Origin of the sequence: Chromobacterium sp. IRSSSOUMB001 (assembly GCF_023507765.1) — a bacterium.
Classification (GTDB): domain Bacteria; phylum Pseudomonadota; class Gammaproteobacteria; order Burkholderiales; family Chromobacteriaceae; genus Chromobacterium; species Chromobacterium haemolyticum.
On sequence record NZ_JALCYU010000027.1, the window covers coordinates 18,933 to 31,760 of the forward strand.

The 12,828-nt window shown below is 51.3% G+C and carries 14 protein-coding genes; 1 reads left to right on the forward strand and 13 read right to left on the reverse strand.

Annotation, left to right across the window (positions count from 1 at the left end; all coding sequences use genetic code 11):
- The first annotated feature begins 377 nt into the window (after nt 1-377).
- On the forward strand, nt 378-701 hold the full coding sequence (locus MOV80_RS22485; RefSeq protein WP_118266503.1) for a hypothetical protein: 324 nt from the start codon (nt 378-380) through the stop codon (nt 699-701).
- Between the two features lie 357 nt (nt 702-1,058).
- Here the strand turns inward: MOV80_RS22485 and MOV80_RS22490 are convergent, their stop codons facing one another.
- The 13 genes from MOV80_RS22490 to MOV80_RS22555 all read right to left on the reverse strand — a co-directional run.
- Nucleotides 1,059-1,313, reverse strand: coding sequence for a hypothetical protein (locus MOV80_RS22490; protein ID WP_118266505.1), 255 nt, complete (start codon nt 1,311-1,313; stop codon nt 1,059-1,061).
- 333 nt (nt 1,314-1,646) lie between these two features.
- Nucleotides 1,647-2,084, reverse strand: a complete 438-nt coding sequence (locus MOV80_RS22495) for a hypothetical protein (RefSeq protein ID WP_162896954.1) — start codon at nt 2,082-2,084, stop codon at nt 1,647-1,649.
- A gap of 116 nt (nt 2,085-2,200) precedes the next feature.
- Nucleotides 2,201-2,506 (reverse strand): hypothetical protein, encoded by a 306-nt coding sequence (locus tag MOV80_RS22500; RefSeq protein WP_118266507.1) that lies wholly within the window; start codon nt 2,504-2,506, stop codon nt 2,201-2,203.
- 152 nt (nt 2,507-2,658) lie between these two features.
- Complete coding sequence (locus tag MOV80_RS22505; RefSeq protein ID WP_162896956.1) at nt 2,659-3,351, reverse strand: hypothetical protein; 693 nt, start codon at nt 3,349-3,351, stop codon at nt 2,659-2,661.
- 43 nt (nt 3,352-3,394) lie between these two features.
- Nucleotides 3,395-3,907, reverse strand: a complete 513-nt coding sequence (locus MOV80_RS22510) for a hypothetical protein (RefSeq protein WP_162896958.1) — start codon at nt 3,905-3,907, stop codon at nt 3,395-3,397.
- A 276-nt stretch (nt 3,908-4,183) separates the two neighbouring features.
- Entirely contained in the window at nt 4,184-4,420 is a 237-nt protein-coding gene (locus MOV80_RS22515; protein ID WP_118266511.1) for a hypothetical protein, read from the reverse strand.
- Between the two features lie 36 nt (nt 4,421-4,456).
- Nucleotides 4,457-4,882: an SMI1/KNR4 family protein gene (locus MOV80_RS22520; protein WP_249605514.1), complete on the reverse strand. Its 426-nt coding sequence runs from the start codon at nt 4,880-4,882 to the stop codon at nt 4,457-4,459.
- Between the two features lie 29 nt (nt 4,883-4,911).
- Entirely contained in the window at nt 4,912-5,337 is a 426-nt protein-coding gene (locus MOV80_RS22525; protein ID WP_249605515.1) for a hypothetical protein, read from the reverse strand.
- On the reverse strand, nt 5,327-6,013 hold the full coding sequence (locus MOV80_RS23520; protein WP_118266513.1) for an RHS repeat-associated core domain-containing protein: 687 nt from the start codon (nt 6,011-6,013) through the stop codon (nt 5,327-5,329). The genes MOV80_RS22525 and MOV80_RS23520 overlap by 11 nt, the downstream gene beginning before the upstream one ends.
- Nucleotides 6,014-6,150: 137 nt before the next feature.
- Nucleotides 6,151-6,447: a hypothetical protein gene (locus tag MOV80_RS22540; RefSeq protein WP_162896963.1), complete on the reverse strand. Its 297-nt coding sequence runs from the start codon at nt 6,445-6,447 to the stop codon at nt 6,151-6,153.
- 441 nt (nt 6,448-6,888) lie between these two features.
- Nucleotides 6,889-7,491, reverse strand: coding sequence for a hypothetical protein (locus MOV80_RS22545; RefSeq protein WP_162896965.1), 603 nt, complete (start codon nt 7,489-7,491; stop codon nt 6,889-6,891).
- Nucleotides 7,488-12,050, reverse strand: coding sequence for an RHS repeat-associated core domain-containing protein (locus tag MOV80_RS22550; protein WP_118266515.1), 4,563 nt, complete (start codon nt 12,048-12,050; stop codon nt 7,488-7,490). Before MOV80_RS22550 ends, MOV80_RS22545 begins: the two co-directional genes overlap by 4 nt.
- A gap of 33 nt (nt 12,051-12,083) precedes the next feature.
- Nucleotides 12,084-12,828, reverse strand: a 745-nt coding sequence (locus MOV80_RS22555) for a DUF2345 domain-containing protein (RefSeq protein WP_249605516.1), incomplete at its 5' end; no start/stop codon positions are given.

Sequence of the window (12,828 nt, forward strand, 5' to 3'; positions counted from 1 at the left end):
GATGGGGATTGAAAAGGCCTGCGCCGCGCCGTCTTCGCCGTAAAGCGGAGGGCTCATCGCCGCTGTTGAGCTAGCGTCGATCTGGCAGGGCGCTGCGGAATGGCGCTAGCGCCTTGCCTCTCTGCTCCAAGCACGTGATAATCCGACCGTGCTGTGCATCAGCACCGGAATTAGCGTTCCGAACATCAGGGCGGACAGCCGCACATGCGGCATCTCATGTCCGAACACACCATAGATGCGTCTACTCTTGGGCGGGTCATGGTGGGAGCGTGCTTGCACGCGCCGGGTCCTTGATGCCGGTAACGCTAATCCTGCCATGTTCCCGCCGCCTCCGCTTAGCGTCGGAGGGCGGGCATAATGCTCATCAAGGAGTCGCCATGACTAGCGCCACTCAAACCCTCCACATCCCGTCACTGCCAACCTTGCTGTCCCAGCTGAAAAGCTTGCGTCAGCAAAATCCCTCGTTGAACCTGATTGACCCGCTGTTGCAGCAGCTCGACGAATACGACGAGCACTTCCATCACAGCGCTCAACTGATCTGTCTGGAACTCGGCCAGGTCAGCAGCGCTTTGAGCGCGTTGGCGGCCATGCTGGACCAATCCAATCTGGACACGCTGGAGTGCGAGCAGATGTATTGCCTGCTGGAACCCTTCGCCCGCCGCTTGCAACAGACCACGGTGCAAATGCAGGAACTGGCTTAACTCTCCTAAACGCCCAAAGCCCCGGATGGGGCTTTGGGCTTGTTGCGGCTTGGCTTTGATTCGGTGTTGTTGCATCGGTCGGCAACAGTGCTAGTTTGCTTTTGCGTTAGTGGATTGATGTCGCTGTTAGGATTCTCTGTGCCTGGTCCCAGGCTTGGTAGTCCATTTCTAGCTTCGCGCCTTTGCTTATCGGCCAGCGCTTGCGGGGTGCCGAGGTGGTCGGTGTAGTAGTGCTGAACCGCTGTTGGTTGGCTGGGTTCGTGTACGGGCTTGTGCGGCGGTTCTAGGTCGGGGTTGTAGGATCTGCATAGCACCTTGATGCCGCGTAAGGTGTCGGAGTAAAGCTAATTGGTCCAATTAGTTGGCGGGTACGTTTGCAACGATACTATCTTCTAAATCCTTGATCTCCTGAGGCGAAAAACTGTCAACTGGACATATCTCTGCCCCATAGGCCAAGTCGATTTTGATATTTAAGCTTTTCCCTTTGTATCTGCAGAGCAAGACATCTGCTTCTGGCATTAAGCCTTCCTCTATTATTTCGATAATGCTAGTGGTGTTTATCTTTTTGATGGCGACTTTGACTTGTGCTGTTTCTAGATTGGTGAATTTCATTTAAGTGCCTTTGCCAGGGTGCCTTGCTTGTTGCTTTGTGCCTGCGGGGTGAGCAGGTGGTTGGTATGGTAGTAGTACTCTGCTGTCGGCTCGGAGTGGGCCGATGGTGACTCCAGGTCGGAGTCGTAGGGATGGCGCTGGCTTCAATGTGTTACTTTGATGTCTATGCATAGCCCTGTGTGAACTAGGCTATTAGGCTTTTATCCCTGCGACTAACAAGCTTTTCTATTGAACTTTAAAAACCATGTTGAACAGCATTTACGTGTGGCGAGAAAATTTTAAAGTTATTGGTGGTGAATTAGTTGATGGTCTAAATTCATGTTTCACAATTGCTTATTCTACGTCAAAGCCGAGCAATGAAAATGATATTTCTGAAATGGGTGGTGTTTTGTGAGCAGTAAAGTTTTTGCAAATAATGGATAGTTGATGGTCGTGACTGTTCACAATGTAATGATGGTAGTCTTCTTTTGCCAAATCCTCATGCGACCATTCTTTGATGGATTTTATGTGTTCTGAGACCCAGTCAGAGTCGATGGCTTCGCATATGGATGACCTATATTCAAAATCATCAGGGAGGTAGGGTTTGGTTTTGCTATGTACTTGTGTTGCAATAACGTCGGTAAATTTGACGCATCCGGAGTGGTGTAGTTCCGGTTTGGTATCATCATCCCAGCATCGAAAAATAGCGTAAACTATATCTCTTTGATGTGCAGTAATGATGTGGAATTGAGGGTTTTGCCAAAATGGAAGCTCTATTTCAATGATTTTCATGAGTTTTCTTAATTGCTCATGTTCTGTTTATTATTTTGGTTAATTTAAAAGACGACGGATTGAGTAGGTTCTTTGGGAGGGGGTAAATCAATTGGTATTTGTGATGTTTGTTGTGTTTAAACGGTAATATCCCTTGCCAGATCGGAGAGGATTAAGGCGGTTTTGTATATGGTCTCCGACATTGCAGTTTGTTTTTTCTCATTTTTATGCCAGTCCGCACTTGTTATCAGGCTGGCTTGCATGTCAATAAGAATGTTTACGATCGCCATCGGCAAAGATTTTTTGCCTTTATATTTTGTAATTAATTGATTTGTGCTGCTAATGGCTTGATTGATTTCTATGTCTGTGATGCCGGCACTTGATCTGGCTTTTAATATTAAGGTGGAGATAAGATCAACCCAAACCTCATCTATATTGGCCATGGACTTTCCTTGATGGTTGCACGCACAACTCATTTGGTTCGTTCGTATGGGGTTTCCGGTGGTAGTACTTAAACATAGAAATGCGTTGGCCTAATTTTCAAGTTGAAATCTATTTAATTTATTATTGGCCTATTTTTTCTGTGCATTAAATTTTAAATATGCTTGTTTTTCCATGTGATGATGTCTGGGTAGCTGTCTCTTCCTTTGGTTGTAATGCTTTCTAATTGATTATCATCAGTGTAGTGTAAGTCATAACGGATAGTGCTTTGATATCTGGATTCCAGTACGTAAATATGCTCGACTAAATTTTTTTCATTAAAGGAGAAGGCCTTATAACCGTAGTCACCACGTGTTGATATGCCTACGCTTACTTCAATATTTTCTGATAGCTTCTTAATGGTAGTCAGTGAAACAAGCTCGGGCTTTTTGCCTGGCTTGTCAGTAAAATCATAATGATGTGTTCGGCGAATAATGATTTCAGAGTTTTTGTATGATATGAAGTTTGCAGTTAACCTTACAAAGTCAGGATCTTCTTTCTCTGAGTCTATTGTTAACACAAGCCTATCATCGATGAAACCCGCGCTTTCAACGCCATTTCTTCTAGCCTCTAATGGTGATGCGTACTTTTTTTGCAGCGGTTTCCCAGGGTTTTCTTCTAAGAGTTCGTTGAAGAAACGTTCTGGAGTATAGAGTATGCCGCGTGAGTACTTCCATTCTGTGATATTGTTTACTAAGTGAACGGTAGCGTTAAGTGCATCTGTGTCGTTTTTTAATGAGTCTAGTTCGCAGGTTAGATTTTGCCTCGCACTGATGGCGTGCTCAATGCTTGGAAAAGTGTTCTTCATGCCTACGGAGAAAAAGCTTTGGGTGATGACATTAATTAATGGCCTAAAGGTAAATTATTTTCCCAGTTGGTCGAATGAAGTCATCTTCACGATTTTTTGAATACCCACAAGGAATTTTGCCGGATTTGTATATGTCGAATAAACGACTGAAAAGCATTTTCTTTATGCCGACACGTTTTGTGAAGTATCCCTCAATGATGACATGAACGATGTCATACCCGATATCGTCTTTTAGATCTTTTAATCCATATGTGTCTTCGAATGGCTTCAGTTTTGGCTCTATTTTTTCGTCAAAATATTGACGAGCTTCTTTGGCGACTGCATTCCATTCCTGATACTGATTTTGGAATTTTTTGTTGAGCATTGTACTTAATTGTGCTGCGGCTTCTGCTTTAATGTCCTCCCACTCTTCTGAGTGAATCGATTTTTCAAAAATGGCAACTCCTTTGCACAGAGTCGCATCGATGTTGATATCTGTTTCTTCAGTGTTGAAACTCTCAAAAAAAGATATCGTATCTAGTGTTTGAAATAGGGTTTGAAGTATTTCTTTTTTCATTATGAACACTTTCTCTAGCTTATTCTTTCCGCTAAAGTTCCTTTTGTGCTGTAGATTCTCTACGATGTTAAGCCAAATGGGCCAATCCATTCTATTAGGTTTGGGGCATGGTTGTGGATATTTATATTCCCCGGTAACTCAATTTGGTCCCATAAAATAAAGCGCCTGATCTCTGAATGTTGTCGTGCAGCTCAGAACTCCTTGCACTGATGCCGACCAGGGATTGCCAGTGTCGGCCTTGCTGGCGGCGTCGGCAATGGTTTCGCGCGCATGGCTCTAGGCCTGATAGTCCATTTCCAACGCCAGCGCACCTTGCTTGTCGGTCAGAGCTTGCGGGGTGCCTAGGTGGTAGTACGCTGCCGTTGGCCCGGTCGGATCTGGAGTGGGCTTGCGCAGCGGTTCTAGGTAGGAGTTGTAGAGATGGTACTGCCTCCAGTGCGGCACTTTGCGCATGGATTCGGTGTGAGCCTGGGCCAGCGGCACGAAGCTGTCCGGTTCAAACAGGGAGTGCATCACCTGTTGGTTTTTATGAAGAAGCAAATCTAACCATTAAGAGAAGTACCAGCTTATGAAACTATTGAAATCTTTCCATTTCGCAGAAAGAGTGCCTTGCTTTAATAGATTGATATCCTCGAAATTTACATCCAAAACTGCTTCATTGTTTTTGTCATAAAGATACATGCCTTCACTTTCATCTGTTGTCAAGGCGAGATAATTATCTGGTATCTCGTGCACGTCTTTGATGTATTCAGTTTGATCTGGTATTGCGGGGATTGCTACGTCGTCAATGTCGAGTAGCTCTGGTTCGTCTTTTGGACTGATAAATGCCCCTTGGTATTTTAGATAAAACTCTCCAAATTGAGAATTTTCACTTACACCAAGGTTTTTTAATGCTGTAGCAGTAGATGCAGGATCGGTGCGAAAAACATTAACTTTTCTAGAGGCTAAAAATTTTTCTACAGAACTTGGGATCATGGTGCTTCTTTGCTTTAAGTGTAGTAGCTTTATTTACCTCTAATGGGTGTGTGAAATAAATATAGGGCATCCTCTCTATCTTGCAAGTCAAGTGTTCCTCCATTGTTATCAAAAAAAATCAAAAAATCTCTGGTGTTATTTTCTCTCCATATGCTTTTTATGAATAAATGTGGGTTCAATACGTCTGCTTTAATAATGTATGGTTGCTCAAATGGAATAAATATTTGTTTGTGGTGTTTTGTTATTAGCTCGGAGAGAGTCTCTAAAGCGTATTGTGTATTTTCTTGTGGTATTTTTTCAATTGGACTTGAGTCAATGTTGCATTCCTCTCTAATGAATTCTCTGTTTTTAGAGAAATCGTTTGGGCTTATTTTTAAAACTGTATGATGAGTTAATCCTTCAATTTTTTTAATAAAGGATTTTGCTCTGTGCTCAATTAGTTTTTCAGTTGGCATTTTTGCAACCGTAGTAAATATGATGGTCGTTCGTTTTGGGGGCGTTTATTTTTTGGTAAGGGGATGTTCTAAAGTCATAGTTGCGAGGGTCATCACCCTTGGCCTTGCCCGCGTGAGCATGGTATGGACCTTTTTCGTTTGAGTCATTAGTATGCTCAACCACAACCTTTTTGTGTCCTCGCGCATCCACGTACTCGTAGAATCTCCCGTGATGTGTGGGATTGGTTGCGTACTTGTAATTTTTAAATCCTTGTTTAGTTACATCGTCTCCAACTTGCCATTGAGATGTCGGCTGTTGAGATCTCGGAATGCCTGCAAGATCTTTGGCTTTATTCAATGCTTCTCGCCTATTCAGACATTTGCATGAGCAAGAATTAGCTCCTGAACCTGCGACACTCGTTGCTTGCGCCCCCTTCTTCTTGCTAAGTCCCGAGGGGTCAACCCACTCAATTGGGTTGGGTGCATAGCTGTGGGTATTTAGATCTCCCATCAACCCAATCGGATCCCGCGAAATAAAGCGCCCGATCTCCGGATCATAGTAGCGATGGCGGTTGTAGTGCAGTCCGGATTCCTCATCCTGGTACTGGCCCTGGAAACGGAAGGGGTTGCGGATGCCGGCCTTGTTGGCGGCGTCGGCGATGATTTCGCGCGCCTGCCCCCAGGCCTGGTAGTCCATCTCCAGCGCCAACGCGCCTTGTTCGTCGGTCTGCGCTAGCGGGCGGCGAGGACTGCTGGGGTACGGATACCGAAGCAGAGAGGGTTATCTTACAGGTACTGAGATGCTTTTAAGCATGATCAGTTTTCATCTTGTAGTTATTGTTTTTTATGATACTTAGAAACTGCAGAATTCCAAGCGTTTTCGAATTCAATTCTTGTTATTTCTTCGGCAATAAACTCGTCTTCCTGGTTTATCTCCGCGATTGTTGGTATTTGCTGATCAGCGAGTATAGATTCTCCAAATTCACCTGCTTCAGATGCATAGCCAATGACTTGGCCGTCTTTCATGATTTCAATTTTTCTGATTTCATAAGAAGAGTCGTCAATCTCTTGGTAAATGATTGATGGCTCTTCTTTATGGCAGTGGTTCCATCTTGTCTTTAAATGCTTCATTGGCCCTCTCGTTTTAACTGTGAGTAGTGTCGATGCAGGCCTAGAGTGATAATTTAGTAAGCTGGGCTTTATCGATGCACTTTAGCTATTCAGCTAGCATCTGCCGCATGTAGAGGTGCTTGGGTGCTTGTTGTTTACTACGTGCAGCTTGCTTGAGTTTTATCGCATTTTGAAAAACGGAACCAATAAAATAGGTGCTGAATTTAATTGGGAATTAAATGTGATTTATTGTAATAACAATCGCCGGTTTATTTATTTGAGCATGTTGGTTGGTGTTGCAATGATTTTTGTGGGTGTTTATTTTTTTGGAGGTGTTGTATGGGCTAGTTAATTGTATTCCTATGATCTGGTGAAATGTTTTTAAGATAAATGGGTCTGGTTGTTAGAATTTATAAGATAGCCGAGGTGTTTATTGTCTTAATGAGTGAGTGCTTTAATGTTTTAACTCGAAGATAAAGCTTTTTTTAATCGTGCTAGTGCTATGCTTTTCGTGATGAATTGTGGTAGGGGCTTTTCATTGAGGACTCTGGCCGTTTTTGTTGCGATCTTTTTTTTCAAGGTTTCATCATCAAATGAAAAATCACTCTCAATGGTTATTATGAAATAGTTTTTTGGTGAGCTTTTTTTGTTTGCATAAAATTGGAGAACTATAAGGTCATTTATAATTAGTGCTCCATTTTCATAGGATTCGTCAAAAAAAAGTTCTAGGTGAGCATTTTTTAATATTTCATCTTTTTTTATTTTTTCTACTATTTTGTGTAGGCGAACTCCTTGTGCAATTTGAATTCCATTGGCGGTTGCTTGCCAATTGGTCGTGTAAATTTTTATCTCGGCATTTATTGGTTTTTTATTGTTTCTGATGTACGTGTCTTTTGCATACATTCCTTCTCCATCATAGCCATCAAAGTAAAAGTCATACTCTTCTAAGAAGGTGCAATTTCTTTTTTCATTTGCGGGTTGGAATGTTTTTTTTGAATATCCATGAATAATAAAATCTTTTAGTATTTCAAAAAAATCATATTTAATGTAGCTAATGTTTTTCATTTTCTCTTGCTCATTGGATTGGTTCCATTTCGAACATGCTCATTTAGTATGTCTCGAACTTGGCTTAGTTCCCCTGCTCTGCCAGAGCCTTTGTGCATATCAGCTCCTGCTTGAGCCGCTTTTGCGAGGCGATCAACATTCTTGGGGTCGTCAAGATATTCTTCAACGCACTTGCATGCATTTTTCCATTGTGAGTCTTTTAAGTCCCTTGTGGGTTTATCACCTGGCGCAGGTACAACTGCAATCTTATTTCCGTCGGGTTTTAAGGAAATATGTGCTCCTTTATCAGGTAAACCAGGACCATGAGCATTAACATGAACACCGCGTGAAAGAGTGTCTGGTGCTGCTGTGTTTGCTTTGATTTTATATCCAGCTAGTCCTGCAGGGTCCACCCACTCTACTGGGTTCGGCGCATAACTGTGGATATTAATCCCACCCATCAACCCAATCGGATCCCGCGAAATAAAGCGCCCGATCTCCGGATCATAGTAGCGATGGCGGTTGTAGTGCAGTCCGGATTCCTCATCCTGGTACTGGCCCTGGAAACGGAAGGGGTTGCGGATGCCGGCCTTGTTGGCGGCGTCGGCGATGATTTCGCGCGCTTGCCCCCAGGCCTGGTAGTCCATCTCCAGCGCTAGCGCGCCTTGTTCGTCGGTCAGCGCCTGCGGGGTGCCCAGGTGGTCGGTGTGGTAGTAGTACACCGCCGTCGGTTCGCTGGGTTCCGGCGCCGGTTTGCGCAGCGGGTCCAGGTCTGAGTCGTAGGGGCGGTACTGGTTCCAGTTGGGTACTTTGACGCCGCGCACGGCTTCGGTGTGGACTTGGGCCAGCGGCGCGAAGCTGTCCGGTTCAAACAGATAGTGCACCGCTTGTTCATCGCGGGTCTCGAAGGCCAGCACGTCGCCGTCCCAGCCGTAAAGCGTGGTCTGGCCGGCCTGGGTTTTGGCGATGCGGCGGCCCAGCGGATCGTAGTGGTAGTCGGTGCGTTGGCCGTCCGGCGCGGTCAGGCGGGACAGGCGATTGTGGCTGTCCCATTCCAGCTTGGTGAGCGCGCCGTTGACGCGTTTTTCCACCAGATTGCCGCGGCTGTCGTAGCGGTAGTGGCGGCCGGCGTACTGACTGAGCAGGTTGCCCAGCAGGCTGTTGTTCTGGTGGCCGTCGGCGGCCGGAGCGTTGTCCAGCAGGTTGCCGGCCGGGTCGAAGCGGAAGCTTTCCACGCCCTTGGGGGTGGCGGCTTCCAGCAGGCGGCCCACCGGGTCGTAGCGGTAGTTGAGCTGGCCGGCGCGGCTGTCGGCAATGCCGGTGAGCTGGCCGGCGGCGTCGTACTGGTATTGGCGGTTCCACTGGGTGGCGCCCATTAGCCGCTGGCTGGCCAGGCGGCCGGCCTTGTCGTAGGTCAGGGTTTGCTGCAAGGCATTGCCCAGCACGCGCTGGGTTTCGCGGTGCAGCTTGTCGCGCTCCAGGTTGATGATGTCGCGCTGGCCGAACAGCAGGCCGTGCACGTGGCCGCTGCCGTAGCTGAGGATGTCCACGCGGCGGCCGTCCGGGCGCACGCTGGCGACGCGGTTGCCCAGCGGGTCGTGCTCATGCTGCCAGCGGTAGGTTTCCTTGACGCCGGCCACGCTGTAGCCGTGGTGTTCTTCTATGACGTTGCCCACCGGATCGTAGATCCAGCGCAGGCTGGCGTAGCGGTTCTTGGCCTGGTACAGCCGGCCGGCGGCGTCGTAGCCGAAGCTTTCCTTGCTGTTTGGCGCGCTGCGCTCGATCAGGCGGCCGGCGCGGTCGTAGCGGTAAAGAGTGGCGACATCGCCTTCCTGTTGTTTTTCCAGCTGGCCGGCGTGGTTGTAGTGGTAGCGGGTGGCGCTGCCGTCAAAGCCGGTTTCGCTGATCAGCTGGCCGCCGGCATCGTACTCGAACAAATACTGGCGGTGGTTTTCATTGCGCAGCGCGGTCAGCCGGCCCAGCTTGTCGTATTTGTAGGCCAGGCTGTGGCCGTTGGCGTCGGTGCGGGTTTGCAGCCGGCCGGCCTGGTCGTAGTCGTAATGGGTGGCGCGGCCCAGCGGGTCGGTCAGCTTGAGCAGGCGCGCTTCGGCGTCGTGTTCCAGCTGGGTGGCCTGGCCGTCCGGCTGGACGATGGCTTGCAGCGTGCCGTTGGCCGCGTATTGGTAGCGGGTGGCGCTGCCCATGGCGTCGACGATCAGTTGCGCGCGGCCGCGTTCGTCGTACTGCCATTGGGTGGCGCTGCCGGAGCAGTCGGTATAGCTCTGCAGCAGGCCGTCCGGGCGGTAGGCAATCTGCTTTTTGCCGCCCTTGGCGTCGGTGATGGCCACCGGCAGGCCCTGTTCGTTGTAGGCGTACTTGGTTTTGTGGCCCAGCGGATCGGTTTCCTCGATCAGCTGGCCCTTGTCGTCGTAGGCGCGCAGCCATTTTTCGCCCAGCGGATCGGTGATCTCCACCAGATTGTCCTGAGCGTCGTAGGCAAAGGCGACATCACTGCCGTCGCGGCGCTCGTGCAGCACCATATTGCCCTTGTCGTCGTAGGTGAAGCTATCTTGCGAGCCGTCCGGGTAGATGTGGTTGACCAGGTTTTTCTGGGCGTCGTAGTCGAACCATTCTTCCTTGTGGTCCGGGTAGATGATGCGGTAGTTGTAGCCCTTGTCGTCGAAGTAGTACTCGGTGGTGCGGCCGTAGGCGTCGGTGACGTAGGTGAGGTCGATGTTGTCGTCCCAGGCCAGGCGGATGTCTTGGCTGCCGTCATCGGCGTATTCGCGCACGGCTCGCGCGTCCAGGTGGCTGCCGTCCCACTCCAGGTGGATGCCGCGGCCGGTGCGGTCGGTGTAGCGGGTCAGCAGGTGGTGCTGGTACTGGTAGTTCCAGCTTTGACCGTTTTCATCGCTGGCGGCCAGCAGGTCGCCGGCATCCGCGGCCAGCGGGCCGGCGTCGTCGTATTGGTATTGCGCCAGCGTGCGCAGCGGCAGGCCGGTTTCCGGGTCTTGCAGGCTGATGCGGACGATGCGGCCGCGCTTGTCATGCGCCAAATCCACCACATAGCCGGCGCTGCTGACCAGCTGGATCAGCCGGCCGTCGCGGAAGTTCATCGCAATGCTGTTGCCGGCGCGGTCCTTGATCAGCGCCAGACGGAAGCTGTCGCCGTGGCGTTCGTATAGTTGCACCAGATCGTGGCCGTAGGTCTGGGAGATCAGGGTGTCGGACAGGCGGCTGAGGGTGAAGCCTTCCAGCTCGTCCTTCAGGGATTCGCCCACCGGCAGCAAGGGGTAGTCCAGGGTGCGGCAGCTGTCGTCGTGGAGCTTCAGCGCTTCGCCTTCAATGTCGAAGCGCGCGCCGTAAGCCACGCCCCAGCGCGCGCCCAGATCGCCGTGGGCGTCGTTGCCGTCGAAATTGGAGCGGTATTGCCGGGTCCAGACGATGGGCAGCACGCCGGGCAGGCTGAAGTCGGTATGCTGCAGCGATTCTTCGCCCAGCACATAGCCTATGCTGTTGGGCGAGGCGGCGCAGGCGCATTTGGGCGGCGGCTTGATCTTGCCCTTGAAGCGGCTGGTGATCTCCTGGTAAAGCTGCTGGGTGCCTTTCTTGGCCTTGTTGGTGACTTTGTTGGCCACCGCGGCGGCCTTCTTGGGCAGGTGCTTGAGGAAGGCTGCCAGCAATTTGTTCAGCAAGGGTTTCAGGTGGCTGGAGTACATGGACAGCAGCTTGGCGGTGAGCTGGCCGGCCCAGGCCAGCAAGGTGCGGCCCAGGCTCAGCATCATGCGAGCGGCGGCGCTGCCTTTCAGCGCCATGTCTATGCCCTTGGCCGCGGCCACGGTCATGCCGGCGGCGGCTTCTTTCTTGGCGTTGGCGGCGGCGCGGTTCAGTGCGTCCAGTTCCGCGCCCACCGATGCCCAGAAGCCTTGCTTATTGGTTTTCTCCAGGTGGTATTTGACCGGCGCTTGCGGCACGTGTTGTTTGACGTAGCCGCTGAAGTTGCCGGAGCCCAGGCTGATCAGCAGATTGGCCAGGTCCGAGATGATGACCTTGCCCTTGCCGCCGCAGGTTTCCAGCGTGCTCTGCATTTTGCTGTCCACGTGCTTGACCCACTGGTCCGGCATATTGCGGAAGTCGGCCGGCAGCATATTGGCCACTTTTTGGGTCAGCGAGGCGGACAGCTCCATTTTCAGCCAGTCGCCGCCGGCGCGGCGCACGCTGCTGGCGCACAGCTTCAGCGTGGGGCGCGCGCCCATTTTGAACAGGCCGCCTGCAGCCGGCACTACGCCCACCAGGTCCACGCCCAGAAACAGCCAGTCGAAAACGTCGACTTCCTGTTTTTTCTTGCTCTTTTCCGACATCTCCATCAGATCGACGATGACGTCGCCCACCGAGATCAGGTTGCCGACGATGGGCACCGCGCTGCCTATGGTTTTGAGGCTGTCCACCGACAGATGCCCGTCGCTGATGCTTTGCAGCCATTGATCGAAGGTCTTGCCGGTTTGCTGGATGACCTGGGCTGCGTTTTGCGGCGTGCCGTTGATCACGGCGACGGGTTTGGCTTGGGCTGCGGTGCTCATGTTGGAGGAGGGCTCTTAAACGATATTCTTAGATCAGCCGGCGGCGGCGGGGAGGGACGCGCCGGAGGCAAGTTGTTTGATGTCGCGCGCTTGTTGCAGCGCGGCCTGGGCTTGGGAGGCCATGGCTTTGGCCTGGTCCACCGCGCCTTTGGCCTGGGCCAGGTTTTGCGCCAGGCCGGCGGCGCCGGGCGGCAGCGCCTTGCCCACCAGGCTGCCTAGCTGGCTCATGGCCTGCTGCTGCACCGCGGCGCCCATTTTTTGCAGCGCCGCCTCCGGCTGCGGCACAAAGGGGAAGATGTCCGCCTCGCTCTTGTGCGGGCGGCCCAGGAACTGTACTTGCGCCGGCCCGGTGGGCAGGCCGTTGACCATGGCCTTGCCGGCGGCGTCCAGCACGCCGCTGTGCTTGACGCCCAGCGCGTCGGTGACCACGAATTTGCCTTGGTCCATGGAGTAGCCGTTGGCGAAATCGTGAATGACTTGCAGATTGCCCATGCCCGGTTTGTTGAAGGTGGGCGTGGGCGTGCTGAGGCTGGCCGGGCCGGTGAGCGCGTGGCTGGCGCCCTTGACGCTGACTTCACCCGGGCAGTGCACTTCGATATTGCCGCCCTTGAGCCGGATGTAGCCGCCGCCGCTGGTGAGCAGGATTTCCTGGCCGGCGGCGATTTCCACCTTGCCCTTGCAGGCGGTGACGGTCACATCCTTATCCGCGGTCACCTCAATGCTGTCGCTCTGCGCTTGAACCTGCACCTTGCCCTTGGCCGCAATCAGCTTCAGTGCA